General features: G+C 42.1%; 12 protein-coding genes and 2 pseudogenes. 10 read left to right on the top strand and 4 right to left on the bottom strand.

Annotated features, from left to right (window positions below; genetic code table 11):
* Nucleotides 1-146: 146 nt before the first annotated feature.
* Nucleotides 147-836 (bottom strand): annotated as a pseudogene (gene nth, locus ACO4PX_RS02670) (endonuclease III); the annotation flags it as partial.
* A gap of 68 nt (nucleotides 837-904) precedes the next feature.
* Nucleotides 905-1405: a deoxycytidylate deaminase gene (locus ACO4PX_RS02665; RefSeq protein ID WP_314966089.1), complete on the bottom strand. Its 501-nt coding sequence runs from the start codon at nucleotides 1403-1405 to the stop codon at nucleotides 905-907.
* A gap of 240 nt (nucleotides 1406-1645) precedes the next feature.
* Here ACO4PX_RS02665 and ACO4PX_RS02660 point away from each other — a divergent pair, with 240 nt between their 5' ends.
* From ACO4PX_RS02660 to ACO4PX_RS02645, 4 genes are all read left to right on the top strand, one after another.
* Nucleotides 1646-2941 carry a YARHG domain-containing protein gene (locus tag ACO4PX_RS02660; RefSeq protein WP_485571283.1) on the top strand — a complete coding sequence of 432 codons (1296 nt, stop codon included), beginning with the start codon at nucleotides 1646-1648 and terminating at the stop codon, nucleotides 2939-2941.
* A 224-nt stretch (nucleotides 2942-3165) separates the two neighbouring features.
* Nucleotides 3166-3936, top strand: a complete 771-nt coding sequence (locus ACO4PX_RS02655) for a transglutaminase domain-containing protein (RefSeq protein WP_485571285.1) — start codon at nucleotides 3166-3168, stop codon at nucleotides 3934-3936.
* A gap of 163 nt (nucleotides 3937-4099) precedes the next feature.
* Nucleotides 4100-4786, top strand: coding sequence for a hypothetical protein (locus ACO4PX_RS02650; protein WP_485571281.1), 687 nt, complete (start codon nucleotides 4100-4102; stop codon nucleotides 4784-4786).
* An 824-nt stretch (nucleotides 4787-5610) separates the two neighbouring features.
* Entirely contained in the window at nucleotides 5611-6375 is a 765-nt protein-coding gene (locus tag ACO4PX_RS02645) for a hypothetical protein (RefSeq protein ID WP_485564402.1), read from the top strand.
* Nucleotides 6376-6684: 309 nt separating this feature from the next.
* Here the strand turns inward: ACO4PX_RS02645 and ACO4PX_RS02640 are convergent, their stop codons facing one another.
* Nucleotides 6685-9366, bottom strand: a complete 2682-nt coding sequence (locus ACO4PX_RS02640; RefSeq protein WP_485571279.1) for a cation-translocating P-type ATPase — start codon at nucleotides 9364-9366, stop codon at nucleotides 6685-6687.
* Nucleotides 9367-9745: 379 nt separating this feature from the next.
* Here ACO4PX_RS02640 and clpB point away from each other — a divergent pair, with 379 nt between their 5' ends.
* On the top strand, nucleotides 9746-12331 hold the full coding sequence (clpB, locus tag ACO4PX_RS02635) for an ATP-dependent chaperone ClpB (protein ID WP_485571277.1): 2586 nt from the start codon (nucleotides 9746-9748) through the stop codon (nucleotides 12329-12331).
* Nucleotides 12332-12424: 93 nt separating this feature from the next.
* Here the strand turns inward: clpB and ACO4PX_RS02630 are convergent, their stop codons facing one another.
* Nucleotides 12425-13783, bottom strand: a complete 1359-nt coding sequence (locus ACO4PX_RS02630; protein WP_314999123.1) for an ATP-binding protein — start codon at nucleotides 13781-13783, stop codon at nucleotides 12425-12427.
* A gap of 262 nt (nucleotides 13784-14045) precedes the next feature.
* Here ACO4PX_RS02630 and ACO4PX_RS02625 point away from each other — a divergent pair, with 262 nt between their 5' ends.
* From ACO4PX_RS02625 to ACO4PX_RS02605, 5 genes and pseudogenes are all read left to right on the top strand, one after another.
* Entirely contained in the window at nucleotides 14046-15119 is a 1074-nt protein-coding gene (locus ACO4PX_RS02625; RefSeq protein WP_314999122.1) for a hypothetical protein, read from the top strand.
* Nucleotides 15120-15311: 192 nt separating this feature from the next.
* A pseudogene (locus tag ACO4PX_RS02620) lies at nucleotides 15312-15440 on the top strand (ATP-binding protein); the annotation flags it as partial.
* 154 nt (nucleotides 15441-15594) lie between these two features.
* Nucleotides 15595-15876: a hypothetical protein gene (locus ACO4PX_RS02615; RefSeq protein WP_007158213.1), complete on the top strand. Its 282-nt coding sequence runs from the start codon at nucleotides 15595-15597 to the stop codon at nucleotides 15874-15876.
* A gap of 5 nt (nucleotides 15877-15881) precedes the next feature.
* Entirely contained in the window at nucleotides 15882-16382 is a 501-nt protein-coding gene (locus tag ACO4PX_RS02610) for a PIN domain-containing protein (RefSeq protein ID WP_314999121.1), read from the top strand.
* A 388-nt stretch (nucleotides 16383-16770) separates the two neighbouring features.
* Nucleotides 16771-17088 (top strand): helix-turn-helix domain-containing protein, encoded by a 318-nt coding sequence (locus tag ACO4PX_RS02605; RefSeq protein ID WP_314999120.1) that lies wholly within the window; start codon nucleotides 16771-16773, stop codon nucleotides 17086-17088.
* Nucleotides 17089-17258: the final 170 nt, after the last annotated feature.

Genomic DNA, 17258 nt, shown 5'->3' with positions numbered 1-17258 from the left:
ATGGACTAAACCTCCAAACTTTTCTTCACCGTTGCTTTTTTTGCAGCAGTCTTTTTCTTTTCAACAGTTTTGTTTTCAACAGTTTTATTTGCAGCAGCCTTTTTCTTTCCCACAGTCTTGTTGCCCACAGTCTTCTTCACGACAGTCTTTCTTTCGCCTACAGGCCGCCAGGTCTCCGGATCCTTCTTGCTGGAAGGGCAGAGGTCTTGCAAATAACATTCGTCGCACTTGGGATTCTGAGAAGTACAAAGCGTTCTTCCCAAGGCAATGATGTGGGTGTTCCAACGAATCCAAAACTCCTCCGGAAGATGCTCCATCAGCTGAAATTCCACCTTGGTGGGATCCGGGGAATCCGCCAGCCCCAAACGGTTGGAAATGCGCTTTACATGGGTATCCACCACGATGGACGGGATATGGTAAATGTTACCCAAAATCAGATTTCCGGTTTTCCGTCCCACCCCGGGCAATGCGGTTAAGGCCTCGATATTCCGGGGAACCTCCCCTCCATACTCCTCCACCAGCGCTTTGGCGCAGGCTTTCATATTTTTGGCCTTGTTATGGTAGAAGCCGGTGGAATGAATATCCTCTTCCAGCTCCTTTAAATCACAATCGGCAAAGGCCTGTAAATCTTTATATTTCACAAAAAGCTTTTCCGTCACCATATTTACCCGGGCATCGGTGCACTGGGCACTTAAAATGGTGGCAAAAAGCAACTGCCAGGCATTTTTCGCCTCTAAAAAAATCATGGGCCGGTCCCCATAATGGGCATCCAGCCTCTTCATGATTTCTCGAACTCTACTTTCTCTTTTTTTCTTTGATTCAGAACGAATAAACATTATTTCCTGTATTTCTTTCTATTGATATTTTTTTAAAAAATGCATCCGAAGATACCGAAGGGAGAAGCTTAAAATTCAATGGTGATGCTTCTTCCGGTAGGCTGATAGGGGTAATAGCGTACACCTGCGGCATCCAGCATGCGCTTGGAGGCCTTTACCGCTGGGGTGTCCGCATATTTGTCCTCCCAGTACACCAAGGTTTTGATGCCGGATTGGATAATGGCTTTCGCGCACTCGTTGCAGGGGAAGAGGGTGACATAAATCGTAGCGCCCTCCAGGGAACCGCCCCGATAATTCAATATAGCGTTCAATTCCGCATGGGTTACGTAAAAATACTTGGCGTTATAGGGATCCTGCTCTGCCTTCATTTTCGCCCAAGGAAAAATGTCGTCGGAGCAACCCTTGGGGAAGCCGTTGTAGCCCATGGAGAGAATCTTATGATCCGGAGAAACAATGCAGGCTCCTACCTGGGTGGAAGGGTCCTTGGAACGATGGGCGGAAAGAGTACAGATTCCCATAAAATACTCATCCCAGGAAATCGCGTCCTGCCGCTTTTCATTTTCACTCATAGAAAACCCTCCTTTTTCATCAAAAAAACATGTATTCTTTAGGCTCTAATGATAGCAAAAGGCAGGGGGAATGGAAAGAGAGAGAATGAGGATTATTTGTTTTTTAATAAAACTTATGATAAAACTAAGGAAAAGCTGACTTTTCCATGTCAAACACGGAAAAGAAATATAGGATAGAAGCTAAATGTCGTGGATTCCCTTAACTAAATTCAAAAAAACGAATTATCAAAGGAGAATAGGATGTTTTGTAGAAAATGTGGTTTAAAAAATGATGATGATGCCGTATTCTGCAAACTTTGTGGAGCAAGATTGTTCGAAGAAGTAGAACAGCTTTCGGAGGGGGCTCTTTCTCGTTCCCCCAAGCCCCCGGTGCTAAACGAATCTGTAGTAGGGAATAAGACAGTGGCTACAAAAGAAGCTAAGACTTTGAAGCCAAAGAAAAAATTACATTTACATTTTTTAATCTGCCTTCTTCTGGCGTTTTTTATAGGGAGCGGTGGAACTTGGGCATATCTACAATTCTTTAAGAAAATTACAATACCCTTAGATGAATATGTGAAGGTGAATATCCATGGACCAAGTGGCTATGCAGTAGCAGATACGGAAATAGACTGGGATGGAATCGAAAGGGATTATGGGGGAAAATTATCCTTCACGCAGTTGGCGAAATCGAAGGGTTTGGAGGAGCTTTATCATTCTCCGATAACTTGCTTGTTTGAATCTATCAGTCCTCCAGGTCTTAAGAAAGAGAAAAACATTAAAAATGGAGATTTAATTGCTTATCAGTGGAACTTTGATGACAGAGAGATCACCCGTTATTTAAATTGTAAACTAAAATTAGAGAATAAAAAGATAAAAGCCCATACCGATGCTTCCGTGAAAGAAGAGGATATTTTCGGGAAAATGGAAATTAAGGCAGTAGGAGAGAATGGATATGGCAATATAGTTCTAAGAGCTTTACCAAAAGGTCTTAAAAAAGCTGACTTCATAATATATCCCAATTTTTTATTATCTAATGGCTCCAAAGTAGATATTGCTTTACGATACAGCCCGCTTTACTACTATGAATCTTGCGGTATTTTACCCGGTAAAGAGAACATAACTTATACTGTTTCGGGCTTGAAGGAAACTTCAGAGGAGAAAGATACTGCTATAGGCACAGAAGATTCTTCGATGCCGTTTTCTACAGCAGAGGATGATGCGAAAACTGAGGAGGCAAAAGCACAGTATGCTGTATCGGACTATATTTGCCCCTACAGTTCCATCAGGTTGATTACGAAGCAGGATATGACCGAATTGATGGCAGAGTATCCAAAGGATCTCTTCCCCGGGCAAAGGTCGCTTGCTCAGATGATTATAAATGAGATATATGCCAGATACGGTTATGAGTTTAAGGATCCGGAGCTCAATGAGTATTTTGAGCAATTTTATTGGTACTCTTCTCTCCGGGATCGGATATCAAATGTGGATAATATTTATCGGCAAATGTCAGAGATTGAAAAGAAAAATGTGGAGTTCTTAAAGACCTATCCTTAAGCGGTTTTGCAAGGCACTAAGCCTATTCTGAAGTATTTCATAAGATTTAGATATACCCCTTTACTGAAGAGACAGTAAGGGGGTATTATCATATTTCAGAATAAGTAGTGTAGGTGAAGCCTGTGACCCCTCAAATGAGAAAGAGTGGCATGGGCGCAACAAGGAAGTCTGGTGAAACTTAAGTAAGAAATGACACGAACAGGGATAGTGAGGGGGTCATATTGATGAATCGGCATTGGAACAAAGGAATTAAGATACTATTGCTAATGTTTACCTTTATTTTTGGAATGCAGGTCTACGCCTCTCCTATTAAAGGAGACAGGAGAACCGCATTAAGCTTTGGAGAAAATGGGGAATATCTGGATGCGGAGCAATATGCCAAGGATAATCCGGATGTGCTGGAGGCCTACGGAATGAATCCCTCCGCCTTTTGGAGCCATTACCTGTACTTCGGAATTAAAGAAGGACGGCGCGCCTACGGCTTGAATGCCTCTTCTCCCGAGGCGGTGGCAAAGCTTAAGGTCTTCACCGTGGCGGAGCAGATTTGTAATGACGCCATGAGCGACAGGGAGAAGGTGAAGGCGGTTCATGACTGGATTATTCAGCAGACCAAGTATGATATTGAGAATCAGAGAAGACGAACCATTCCGGAGGATTCCTACCATATCGAAGGCGTGATGCTGAAGGGTGTTGCAGTATGTAACGGTTATGTGGAAGCCTTTGATTATTTTATGGAGGTTCTGGGCATTCCCCATGAGGTTGTGGTAGGAAAATCCGTTGGCAGAGGCGGCGCAGTAGGCAGTCATGCCTGGAACAGGGTTTTGATTGACGGAAAATGGCTTTCTGTGGACTGTACCTGGGATGATCCGGTGACGGAGGATGGAGAAAATCAGATTATCGACAAATATTTTCTCCGAACAGAGGAGGAAATTGCCGGAAACCATATCACGGAAAAAATTTTCAAAAACTATCAAAACAGGAAAGTTAAATTCTAAAGTATTTCTGACAAATTTAATAACATTTTCAAGAACTGTTGAGAATGCCGGAAGCCTATGTTAAGATTTCTCTCGGAAAAGAACTTTTTAAGAAATAGTGCAAACAAGTGAATTTCTAAGGAAGCGTACAGAGAAAATCAGTACGGAAGTAAAGGAGAGAAAGATGAAAAGAATGGGAAGAAAAGGAAGTCTTTTGGCATTAGGATTGGGAGCAGCTTTGCTGGTATCTGCCATTCCTGCAGTGGCAGCTCCCTTAAACACAGAAGGAAGCTGGAAGCAGGATGCGGGACAGTGGTCCTTTGTAAAGCCTGACGGAAGCAAGTACCAGGGCTGGATTTACACTGACGGAAGCTGGTTCTTCTTAAAGGAGGACGGAACATTATTCTCCGGATGGCAGAAGAATGATGCCGGAAAATGGTTCTTTATGAGCACCTTACACGACGGTACCTTCGGAAAGCTTCTTCAGGGCTGGCAGTGGGTAGGAGGATATTCCTACTATTTGCAGGAGGAAGAAGGACCAAAGTTCGGAGAGCTTTTGGTTTCCTCTGAGAAGGACGGCTATAAGGTAGATGCTGAGGGACATTGGGTAAATGCTGACGGCACTCCTGTATATGAGGCCGGAAAGGGCTATCCTTCCGTAGAGCAGAAGCAGAGCACAGAGGCGGCAGCAAGCACCACTCCCACAAAGACCATTATCAGCTTCTCCGGCGGCGGAAGCGGTTCCGGATCAGGAGGAGCAGGAGGCGCAGCCGGCAAGAAAAATGGCGCTAAGGCCAGCAGCTCCAACCTTCCAAAGCCCGTAGCTTCCGGTTCCAACCTGGTAGCCAGCGGTTCCAATATGGGACATTAAAAAAGGTTTTCAGAAGGAAAATTTCCTAGAATAGTAGTTTTTAGAGAGGACAGGGATGTCTTTTCACGGGGAGATGGCTCGCAGACAGAAGAGCCCTTGCAAAAGGGATTTATATCATGGACGATGAGAAGCAGAGCATAACATCTCCTCGCATTTAAAAGAGGCTATATAAAAATCAAAATAGTTTTTTTACGCAATATAGGTCTGAAGCCGGGGCACGCTCTCGCTAGCTTAAACCTGTCATATTGAAGGACTGTATTTATTATAAAGATAAGCTCTAATGCAGTATGGGTCTATAATCAGGGCACGCTCCCGCTAACCTCGCCTTCGTAGCAGTACTAACTTCAAGCTTCGCTTTGCTCGCTTTCAGTAAGTACTGACGGGCTCAGATTGCCCCTATTATAGACCCATACTGCATTATTCGCGTCAATTACTGATTTTTACAGTCCTTCACATCGCCGGATTTTCGCAAGTACCGTCGGGCTCAGACTACCCCATTTTAGACCTATATTGCTGAAAACATTCATTTATTTTGATTTGTAGCCTCTTTTTTGTGTAAAAAAAGACTACTCCAACTATTTATTGCAATTTTCTTCTGTGTAGAAAATTGAGAAGAAATGGCTAAAATCCACTGTTTTTTTCTCCTTACACCAAACTTACACCGACCTTGGTGTAAGAAAATGTAAGTGAATGAGCTATACCTTCATGTTAAAGTCCAAGAGAATAAATAGCTTTTACTTTTTAGTAAGCTATGTAAAGATGTTCTATTCATAAAAACAAAAAAAGGAAGGTAGAAGATGAGGAGACAGGATGTAAAAAAAACCATGAAAGTTTTAGCAGCCACCATGCTATGCACAGGAGCATTTGCTCTTACAAGCTTTGCAGGCAGTTGGGTAAATGATGCAAATGGCTGGTGGTACAACTATGGTAACGGAAATTGGCCATCCAGTAGCTGGCAGTGGATTGACGGAAACAACGACGGCATTGCAGAGTGCTACTACTTTGATCGCATGGGGTATTGCATGATGAATGCTACTACACCGGACGGCTATCAGGTGAACGGTAGCGGTGCATGGGTAGAGAATGGAGTAGTACAGACCAGAAATATGGGAAGCGGACAGGCAGGGAACGGGGCTCAAAATACTTCCCAAAGTAGCAGCCAAAACAATGATCAAAGTGGAGGAAAAAGCAGCAAACAGGGGGGATTAACCTTGTTTAATGCTAATTCCCTATTGAATTATAATGTTGAGAGAGAGGATAGTTTAGTAAGCAATCGGGAGAATAAATCCTATACCAAGTGCTTTAAATTTTGGCCTGGAGAATATATAGAATTTGATAACTCTGCCGGATATACACATCTTAAGGCAACGGTTTTTCCGGCAAAAGGCAGTTGGAATGAGAGTGATCGTATACTTTTGCAGGTGCTGTCCGGAGAGGATGAAGAGTTTTATGTAACGCAGGACATCTATTATGACACCAAAGCCTTTGATATCGATGTGGATATTTCCGGCTACGAAAAGGTAAGGATTAAGGCAATTTCAGTAAATAACGCAGCTTACGTCGGTTTAGCCAACGCTCGTTTTGAATAAGGTAGTTAATGGAATGGGAAGAGAATATTTTTTATGGAAAATAGATGAAAAGACAGGACATTTGTAAAGTAATGAAATACCTGCTTAATGTTATGATTTTGATCGGATCCTTATTGGCTAAGCAACGACTCATAAAGACAATATTTACTAAATACTGTTAAAACCAAAACAATCCCTTTTCCGATATAAAAATTCATATCGGAAGAGGGATTATTATTTTATAGGCATTGGTTGGAACCATCGGTGACATTTGAAAATGTTAGCGATGGTTCTTAATGGGTATCGCCCGGAAACTGCGCGATATTTTGTTTACATTTCTTTTCGTACTGCTCTAAAGATTGCCTTAGCAATCTCCACGAACACAATAATACTGAAGGAAATTCCGAAAACGATTCCCCACTGCATAAGGCTTGGTGGAGTCACATCGAAGAACTGGTTGATTCCCGGAGTTACGATTACGCCTAAAAGCAGGAAGGCGGAAAGCAGTGCCGCACCGTTTAAGTAAATATTGTCCAAAGGATTTCCATTGAATAGAGAACGGAAAACGGACTTTACGTTAAAGGCATGGAAGAGCTGTAAAAGCCCCAGGGTGGCAAAGGCCATGGTCTCGGAAAGATTTTCCTCGTGGAAATACTGTCCTGCCATCCAATAGATGAAGAGCGTCAGTCCACCTTCCAAAACACCTTGGTAAAGAATACTTTCCAGCACACCGTTGGAGAGGAAGCTGGAGCTCTTTTCTCTGGGCTTTCTCTGCATTACATCCGGCTCAGCCTTTTCCATTCCTAAAGCGATAGCCGGGAAAACGTCTGTTACCAAGTTAATCCAAAGGATATGTACCGGCTGTAAGATGGTCCAGCCTAAGAGTGTTGCCACAAAGAGGGTAATCACTTCTCCGAAGTTTGCGGAAAGCAGGTACTGTACCGCCTTTTGAATATTGGAGAAAACCTTTCTTCCTTCTTCAATGGCTACCACAATGGTTTCAAAGTTATCGTCTGCCAGCACCATATCGGAAGCACCCTTGGAAACTTCCGTTCCGGTGATTCCCATACCTACGCCGATATCCGCCTGTTTCAGGGCGGGAGCATCATTTACCCCGTCACCGGTCATGGAAACAATCTTGCCGTTCTTCTGCCATGCTCTCACGATTCGAACCTTATGCTCCGGAGAAACTCTGGCGTAAACGGATATCTCCGGAACCTTCTTCTCCAGCTCCTCATCGGACAAAAGCTCCAGCTCAGCACCGGTTAAAACATGCCCACGATTATCTTCACCCATAGGAAGAATGCCTAAACGCTCGGCAATGGCCTGGGCGGTTTCTGCATGGTCACCGGTAATCATTACGGTACGAACGCCGGCGCCCTTGGCTACGGCAATCGCTGCCGCAGCTTCCTTACGCTCTGGGTCAATCATGCCCACAAGACCGGCAAAAATCAGATTCTGCTCCACCTCCTCGGAACGGGGAGAGTCCGGCACGGCATTACAAATCTGATAAGCAGCTGCCAGGACACGAAGCGCCTCCCTTGCCATTTTGGTATTTTCGGAGAGAATGGCTTTTCTGTCCTCCTCTGTTAAGGGGCGAACTTCTCCATTTTCCACGATATGACTGCAACGCTGTAAAAGCTGGTCCGGCGCACCCTTGGTGCAAAGCAGGAATTCTCCTTCCATGGGATGGAAGGTGCTCATCAGCTTTCTGCTTGAATCAAAAGGAAGCTCCTGCACACGAGGGTACTTGCTCTCATTTTCCTGAAGAGGAAAATGCTGGTCTAAGGCAAACTGTACCATAGCGGTTTCCGTAGGATCGCCAATCAGCTTTCCTTCCGCATCCAGCTTGGTGTCATTTGCCAAAACAAGACTGCGAAGGAGAGGATTATCCACAGGAATTTCCACGCTTCGATCCTTCAATTTTCCGTCGAAATACACTTTCTCAATGGTCATCTGGTTCAGCGTCAGGGTTCCGGTTTTATCGGAGCAAATCACCTGGGTGCCTCCCAGAGTCTCCACTGCCGGAAGAGTACGCACCAGCGCCTTTCTTTCCGCCATGGAACGGGTTCCCAAAGAGAGGATGATGGTGGAAATGGCAGGTAAGCCTTCAGGAATAGCGGCTACCGCCAAGGAAATGGATACCAGGAGCATATCGGTAATGGCTCTTCCCCGAAGCAGTCCCACCACAAAGGTTACTGCGGCAATGGCCAAAATCATAATGGTTAAGCTCTTTCCCAAACGATCCTGATCCCTTTGTAAAGGGGTCTTGGTCTTTTCCGCATGGGCCAGCATATTGGCGATATGACCCACCTCCGTGTCCATACCGATGGCGGTTACCACGGCTACGGCACGACCATAGGTTACATTGGTGCCGGAGTAAACCATGTTTTTTCGGTCGCCGATTCCCGCATCCTCCAAAGTAATGGGGGCAATGTCCTTATCCACGGGAACGGATTCTCCGGTAAGAGCCGCCTCCTCTACCTTCAGGGAGTTGGCTTCCAGCAAACGCATATCCGCAGGAACAATATCCCCTGCCTCCAAAAGTACAATATCTCCCGGTACCAGCTCATGGGACTTGATGGTTTCCACATTGCCGTTTCGGCGAACTCTTGCATCCGGAGAAGCCATTTCCTTTAAGGCATCAATGGCTTCCTCCGCCTTTGCCTCCTGAATAACTCCCATAATGGCATTTAAAACCACCACCAATAGGATAATCACCGCATCATGCCACTCATGGCTGGCAAAGAGGGATACTGCGGCGGCAGCCAAAAGAATGATAATCATAAAATCTTTAAATTGCTCTATAAATTTTTCTAATAGAGAAGAATGCTTCTCCACTTCCAGAGCATTACTGCCGTACTCCGCCTGCCTTTTGGCTACATCAACGGAGGACAGACCTGTTTCCACCGGACTTTCCACGGCTCTCAGCAGCTCCGGAATTTCCATTTGATAAGCCTTGTCCTGCCATACTTTTCTTGTGCTTTTCTGTTCCATGTTTTGATCCTTCATTTTCCTTTACCCTTTCTCCCTAGGTTTTCATAAGAGGCAAGAATCCGATCGCTTCTAAAAATGAGATAGTCTGTCGTAGGTCGGCGCTCTTCATAGAATAAAAAGAGACCTATGCCACTCAGAAAAACTGGGTTGCATAAGTCTCACATTTTCAGTAGATACCAGCAGTTTCCTGCATGCAATGTTGATATCCACGAGCTAGGCTCTTGTTACTCCCTTATGAAATATATAACGGGGATAGTATAGTGGGACTTGGGAAAAAAAGCAAGTGAAATTTGGTTCACAAAAAAATCACAAAAGAATTAGCACTCACAACTTGACAGTGCTAACAACGAGAGTATAATGGAGCTATCTTGAGGAAAATAAAGGAGGTACTCCTATGAACATTAATCGTTTTACCCAAAAATCCGTTGAAAGTATCAACAACAGCCAAAAGATTGCCATGGACCACGGCAATCAAGCCATTGAACAGCTTCATATTTTATATAGTTTGTTAGACATTGAAGACAGCCTGATTGAAAAGCTTCTGGAAAAGATGGAAGTTCCGGTAGAAGACTTTAAGAGAGCGCTGGAAGAGAAGATTAACAGCCTGCCTAAGGTTTCCGGGGGACAGCAGTATTTTTCCCAGGACGCCAATAAGGTCATGATGAATGCGGAAGACCATGCGAAAGCCATGGGAGATGAATATGTTTCCGTAGAGCATCTTTTCTTAGCTCTCTTGAAGGATGGAGACAAGAAGATTCAGGAGCTCTTCAAGCAGTTCCATATTACCAAGGACGGCTTCTTACAGGCTCTGTCCTCCGTTCGAGGCAATCAGAAGGTGGTTACCGACAATCCGGAAGGCACCTACGATTCTTTGAACAAATATGGTTATGAAATGGTGGAAAGAGCCAGACAGCAGAAGTTTGACCCCATTATCGGAAGAGATGAGGAAATCCGTAACATCATCCGTATTCTTTCCAGAAAGCAGAAGAATAATCCCTGCTTAATCGGAGAACCCGGGGTTGGTAAAACCGCTGCGGTAGAGGGCTTGGCCCAAAGAATTGCGAAGGAAGATGTGCCGGATTCCTTGAAAAAGAAGAAGATTTTCGCCCTGGATATGGGTGCATTGATTGCCGGCGCTAAATATAGAGGAGAGTTTGAAGAAAGATTAAAGGCGGTTTTGGACGAGGTGAAGAAGTCCGAAGGAGAAATCCTGCTCTTCATCGATGAGATCCATAACATTGTAGGAGCCGGAAAAACCGAAGGCTCCATGGATGCCGGAAATCTCTTAAAACCCATGCTGGCCAGAGGAGAGCTTCATTGTATCGGAGCCACCACTCTGGATGAATATAGAAAATATATTGAAAAAGACCCTGCTTTGGAAAGACGTTTTCAGCCTGTCATGGTGGACGAGCCGGATGTGGAAGACACCATTTCCATCCTAAGAGGTATCAAGGAGCGTTATGAGGTATACCACGGCGTAAAGATTACCGACTCCGCACTGGTTGCGGCAGCTACCCTTTCCGACCGTTACATTTCCGACAGGTTCCTGCCGGATAAGGCCATTGACCTTGTGGACGAGGCCTGTGCCATGATTAAAACCGAGATGGACTCCATGCCGGAGGAAATGGACGAGATGCAAAGAAGGATTTTGCAGCTCCAGATTGAGGAACTGGCTTTAAAGAAGGAAGAGGATCAGCTTTCCAAGGAAAGACTGGCCACCCTGCAGAAGGAGCTTTCCGAGCTTAGGGACCAGTTTAATGTGCAGAAAGCCCAGTGGGAAAATGAGCGTAACGCCGTATCCAATCTTCAGACCCTTAGAGAGAAGAAGGATAAGATTCAGTCCGAAATGAACATCGCCAAGCAAAACTACGACTACGAAAAGGTGGCAAAGCTGCAATATCAGGACTTGCCCCAGGTAGAAAGGGAATTACAGGAGGCGGAGGAACTTGCACAAAGTAAGGAAGCTCAAGGCTTGGTACACGACAAGGTGACAGAGGAAGAAATCGCCAAAATCATCAGCCGTTGGACCGGTATTCCGGTAACCAAGTTAAACGAGTCCGAGCGTTCCAAGGTGCTCCATCTGGACGATGAAATCCATAAGAGACTGATTGGACAGGAAGAGGCGGTAACCAAGGTTACAGAAGCTATTCTTCGTTCCAAGGCCGGTATCAAGGATCCCACAAAGCCCATCGGTTCCTTCCTCTTCTTAGGACCTACCGGTGTAGGTAAGACGGAACTTGCCAAGTCCCTTGCCCAGAACCTCTTTGATGATGAAAATGCCATGGTGCGTATTGATATGTCCGAGTACATGGAAAAATATTCCGTGTCCCGTTTGATTGGTGCGGCTCCCGGCTATGTAGGCTACGAAGAGGGTGGACAGCTGACCGAGGCAGTTCGGAGAAAGCCCTATGCGGTAGTGCTCTTTGACGAAATCGAGAAGGCTCATCCGGATGTGTTCAACATCCTCTTACAGGTGCTGGATGACGGACGAATCACCGATTCTCAGGGACGGACGGTGGACTTTAAGAACACCATCATTATCCTGACCTCCAATATCGGTGCCCAGACGCTTCTGGACGGTATCTCTGAAAATGGAGACATTCCGGAGAACGTACGGAAGGAAGTTATGGAAGCACTTCACGACCATTTCCGTCCGGAGTTCCTGAACCGTTTGGATGAAATCATTCTCTTCAAGCCTTTGGTACAGAAGGATATGGAAAGAATCGCCGATTTGATTCTGAAGGACATCAACAAGCGTTTGCAGGAGCGTCGTTTGCACATCCATCTTCAGAAGGAAGCTCTGGACTTCATCTTGGAAAATGCCTATGAGCCCGGCTTCGGTGCAAGACCGCTGAAGCGTTATATGCAAAAGCATGTGGAAACTTTGGTGGCTAAGGAAATTCTGGAAGATAGAGTAAAAGAAGGTGACAATATAGAAATCCGTTTGCAGGACGGAAAGCTTGCTGCGGCGGTGGTTTAAACCTGATGTCATAGGCTTTGCCTATGACATCAATTAAAAAAAGAAGCTTATGAAATTAGTGAATAAATCTTAACTAATTTTATAAGCTCTTTTTTATAGACAGATTGTCATATAAGGAGGAATGCAGAGAATATCCTCTTTAATCAGTAAATTCCTTGGATGGATAATATATGCCTCTCCAATCCGAGCTTTGTATTTTTCTTTAAAGCGTGTTAAGGAATTAGTGGTATATCGTTTTCCGGATTTCACTTCAATGGGAAACATCTTGTATTTTAGCTTACTGTTATTGGAGATGATAAAGTCTATTTCTATATCATTTCGATGTTTTTCTTCAGAATAATGGGTATAGAAATACAGCTTATGGCCATTGGCAACAAGCATCTGCGCAATAACATTTTCGTAAAGCATACCTTCATTTAAAGACAGTTTATCGTTTAAAATCTGTCGATAGATTTCACTTTCCAAGAGCTCATTTTCATCAAAAGCATGGCTTAGCAAAAGGCCGGTATCTCCCATATAGCATTTTACATAGCTACGGTCTTCGTACATGGACAAGCCAACATTGGGATCGCTACAGAGGAAACATTCATTGGATATCATGGAATCGGAAAGCCAAAAGAAGGTTTCACTATATTGCTCTGCATAGCTTCCCTCCTGTATAGTTTTGAACACTACACGTTTTTCATGTTGGGACAGAAGCCCCGGTATTTGGTCATAAATAGCAAGAACCTTACTCCTATATTGGGCTTTGATTTTCATAATATCATTTCGATATAACTTTAAAATATCTCTCTTTTCTGCATCTACACCGGTAAAATCTTTCCCGCTTTCCACAAATAAAGAAACCGGCTTAGGCATTCCGCCCACTAAGATGTATTGTTTGAATAGATGCATGGCTTTACTGTGCATGCCTCTTTCTAAAGCTTCTCTTTTTTCAAAACAACTTTTGATGTAGTCTATAAGCTGCTCTTCGCCGAGAGCCCAAGCAAATTCTTCGAAATCCAAAGGATACATATTGATGCTACGCTCTTCCGAGGGAATCACAATATCCTGAATATTTTCTTTTATGGAGATTAAGGATCCGGTTTCGATATAGTCATATCTGCCATCGGCCACAAGATATTTTATCGCTGCTCTGGCTTGGGGAAAGCTCTGTACCTCATCAAAAATAATTGCCGATTTTCTGGGAATCAGTTTTACGCTGAAGTAGGTTCCCAGCATCATAAATAAATCATCAAGGCGATTCAAATATAAATTAAAGAACTCCTCTACGTTTTTATCCTTTTTGGCAAAGTCTATGATGATATAGGATTCATATTCTTTTTTTGCAAATTCTTCTACGATGGTAGACTTACCGATACGTCTGGCTCCTTCCACCATGATAGCCTTCTTTCCTTGGCTGTTTTCTTTCCATTCCAGCAATTTATCATAGATTTTTCTTTTGAGGATCATAACGCTACCCTTCCTTCTGAACAATGGCTTAATCCCATCATAAAGATTGAATTCTGGGCATATTATAGGCGAGCTTTTGATTATGCGCAAGTATAGAAAACCTATAAACTTTGATTATGCGCAAGTATAGACACGCTCCAATCTTTGATTATGCGCAGGTATAGAAAGTATACTGGCCACACTTTTAACTATTATGTATTTTCAAAGGTAGACATAGTATAATTTATTACAATTGCCTGTTTTATATAAGAGGACCTTATTTATGAATAATAAACTGATTGGCTTAGCTTTGTGTCTGCTGGCGCTCATTGCATTCATAGGCTTTCATACTATGCTAAATGTAAAAAGCGAAAACAAAGATACAGCTTACTATATATTGGCATCCAATATGTTTGATAAGCATGGAGAACTTATAGAAATTGATACAGATGGAAAGCTTATCAATAAGAGAAAATTGAAAATGCAAGATGTTACAAAGTTCAATTTTAATCAAGATAGGTTTATAGCAGGAGGAGAACGAGCCAATAATAATATCCTCCTTCATGGAGACGGCGATTATAAGCTATTTTCACTTTTGGATAATCCTAATTATTCCGGAGTCACATCCATAAATCTTTGTGATGAGAAAATCATTGCTGTAATGAATGGAAATGTAGAAGGGGATACGTATAAAAATCTTCTTCTTGTCCAGAACGAAGAGGGAAAAATTTTAAAGAAAGAGATTATAGACATCTATTCTTCCGACTTATGGTGTGACGAGAACGAGTTATATATCGTAGGCACTCATTTGTTTGTGGAAGAGGATATATGGAGCAGTAAAATAATAAAAGTGGATTTATATAATGACAAGATTGAAGAAAAAATCTATGAAAAAGACATGGAATATGAAAAAGTAATCTTATTTGAAAATCAGTTATACTGCTTAGGAAGGTCTACAAAAGGAAGAAAATGTACTATTGATATAGTCGATAAAAAAAGCTTGGAAAAGCTAGGAAGTTTTAGTTTTCAACAAGATATAAGCGCAATATTTACAATGAATAAGCATTTATATTGTATCGCTAATAACGAGATTTGTGAAATAAAAGACGGCGTTTTATCAGATAGTGAATATACCTTACCAGAAGGCACGTTTGTATCAAGTTATTTGTCGGATAACGTGGGTGTACATATTTATTGTAGGAATGAAAATATAGCTAAAGAAAATCAGAAAAACCATATGGGATACATTATCCAATATGATAAACAAAGTACCGGCATGGTTAAAGAAACTCCTGTTTTGATAGGAAAAAGATATGATCATATCCTCTTTTTTCCTAGAGAGTATATAGATCATTAGAGAAAACGGTCATTCAGCGGTCAAAGAATTTTGTGCTTTTGCTTGTATAAAAATGTGATTATAGAGCACAAAAATCCCAATAAAAATGTGAGGATTGTTTTTATGGAACGATTTATCTTAAAAAAATTGCTGTCTTGGAAGAATTCTCCCTATCGCAAGCTGTTAATTTTGAAGGGCGTATGTCAGGTAGGTAAGGTCAAGCTCCGCATCCGTTTCTCAATGAACAATCTGAAACTGGATGATGTGCTGAATATCCCGCTGTTCATGGCAGGTCAGGCGGATCAATTGATTGGGTTGGCATTGGAAAAGATGGAGCAATGATAAATATGGCTAAACTATATTAGCCTAAAATTAAAAAGCATTGATTCTATTTTTTGTTTTTGCAAAATAGAGTATAATGCTAGGAAATACAAATTTAAAACTTTTGCATTACCCTGATGTAATCTAAAAAACAACCTGAAGGGAGAAGACAACTATGGTGAAAACGGAATCAATCACAATACAAGTGCCGGTAGAAATGCGTAAGTATCTGGAAGAGCTTTCACCGGAGTCGGAACTGAGAAGAAATGCACTTTTGCTATATCCCTATATTTTAAATCAAAGTATTTCTCATGGAAGAGCGGCAGAAATACTTGGAATTGGGAAATCAGAACTCCTTGATATCTATGATAAGCTAGGGTATTCCTATTTGGATTTGATTCAAGATGAATTGGAAGAAGATATAGATACATATCTTCAACTCAAAAAGAAGGGGTAAATAAAATGATAGTTGTCTCAGATACAACGCCCATTATCTCTCTTTTGAAAATTGATAGATTGGAAATTTTGGAAAAATTATTTGGCGAAGTTGTTCTTCCGGAAGAGGTATTTACGGAATTAACTTCGAATAAACGTTACCGGACAGAAGCAGATAAAATTAAGTCTAAGAACTTTATCACGACTAAAAACATATTAAACGTTGCATCTGTAGATATATTAAAACGGGCAACAGGCTTAGACCTAGGGGAAAGTGCGGCAATTATTCTTACGGATGAGATACAAGCAGATTTGCTTTTAATGGATGAGATAAAGGGAAGAAACGTATCTAAGCAAATGGGGCATAGAATCATGGGGACAATCGGAGTTCTAATGGCTGCTTATGAGGAAAATGAACTAACAGCAGAAGAAGTAAAGGAGTGTATAGAGGGTCTTAAATTAGCAGGCCGCCATATTGGGCAAAAATATTATCGTTTATTACTAGAGAAGCTTAAGGAAGAAAATTAAGTTCTTAAGGGGAACCTACTAAGGATAAGAAAAAAGAAGATAGCAGAAGGGGATATTACAGCCCTGTTTGCTATCTTTTTGATTATGCGCAGGTATAGGAATGCCCTAATCTTTGATTATGTGCGGATAAGAAGTAAGAAAGTGGTAGTCAACTAAAAGTTGACTACCACTAAGCATGACATAATCAGCAATAGACTTAGGATAGTATAAGCTTGAAAAATATGGAGAAAATCAAGGAGTAATAAAAGAGAAGGGAACTGTCAACTATTCGTTGACAGTTCAAGAAGATTCTATTTTTCTTTTGAAAGTTGGAAAAACTAATAATAAATGTTGTAAAAGCTAACAAAGCAAACTATAGTAGCAGATATCTATGCAGGGAGGAAGAATTATGACGGCTATTCATGATCGAATTAAGAATTACAGAAACCGGCTTCATCTTTCACAGGAGTACGTAGCTAAATTTTTGGGAATTAACCGTGCATCATATACCCAGATGGAAAATGGAAAAAGGAAAGTTACAGCAGAAGATGTTTCGAAGCTGAGCGAGTTATTTGGTGTAACGGCAGATGCAATTTTAAGTAATAATAAGATGAGTAAACCGGCAACGGTATTTGCAAGAAGCTTTGAGAAGTTGGATGAAAATGATCAAGCTGAAATCATGAATTTAATTAAGTTTAAAGAACAGATGAAAATGCAGAGGAGTTAAATGATTGCTTTTTACTCAAATGCATAAGTATCTGGAAGAACTTTCACCGGAGTTAGAAATGAGAATAAATGCACTTTTGCTATATCCCTATATTTTAAATCAAAGTATTTCTTATGGAAGAGCAGCAGAAATACTTGGAATTGGGAAATCAGAACTCCTTGATATCTATG

Source organism: Oribacterium sp., assembly GCF_057249185.1.
Note: the sequence above shows the minus strand (reverse complement) of the source record. Positions and strands in the feature narration are given on the sequence as shown.

Excerpts from the sequence above, each read along its gene's own strand:
- ACO4PX_RS02665 (WP_314966089.1), bottom strand. The coding sequence starts at position 1,405 with ATGAGTGAAAATGAAAAGCGGCAGGACGCGATTTCCTGGGATGAGTAT.
- ACO4PX_RS02625 (WP_314999122.1), top strand. The coding sequence starts at position 14,046 with ATGAATAATAAACTGATTGGCTTAGCTTTGTGTCTGCTGGCGCTCATT.
- ACO4PX_RS02650 (WP_485571281.1), top strand. The coding sequence starts at position 4,100 with ATGAAAAGAATGGGAAGAAAAGGAAGTCTTTTGGCATTAGGATTGGGA.
- ACO4PX_RS02605 (WP_314999120.1), top strand. The coding sequence starts at position 16,771 with ATGACGGCTATTCATGATCGAATTAAGAATTACAGAAACCGGCTTCAT.
- clpB (WP_485571277.1), top strand. The coding sequence starts at position 9,746 with ATGAACATTAATCGTTTTACCCAAAAATCCGTTGAAAGTATCAACAAC.
- ACO4PX_RS02615 (WP_007158213.1), top strand. The coding sequence starts at position 15,595 with ATGGTGAAAACGGAATCAATCACAATACAAGTGCCGGTAGAAATGCGT.
- ACO4PX_RS02610 (WP_314999121.1), top strand. The coding sequence starts at position 15,882 with ATGATAGTTGTCTCAGATACAACGCCCATTATCTCTCTTTTGAAAATT.
- ACO4PX_RS02655 (WP_485571285.1), top strand. The coding sequence starts at position 3,166 with ATGAATCGGCATTGGAACAAAGGAATTAAGATACTATTGCTAATGTTT.
- ACO4PX_RS02660 (WP_485571283.1), top strand. The coding sequence starts at position 1,646 with ATGTTTTGTAGAAAATGTGGTTTAAAAAATGATGATGATGCCGTATTC.
- ACO4PX_RS02630 (WP_314999123.1), bottom strand. The coding sequence starts at position 13,783 with ATGATCCTCAAAAGAAAAATCTATGATAAATTGCTGGAATGGAAAGAA.
- ACO4PX_RS02640 (WP_485571279.1), bottom strand. The coding sequence starts at position 9,366 with ATGAAGGATCAAAACATGGAACAGAAAAGCACAAGAAAAGTATGGCAG.
- ACO4PX_RS02645 (WP_485564402.1), top strand. The coding sequence starts at position 5,611 with ATGAAAGTTTTAGCAGCCACCATGCTATGCACAGGAGCATTTGCTCTT.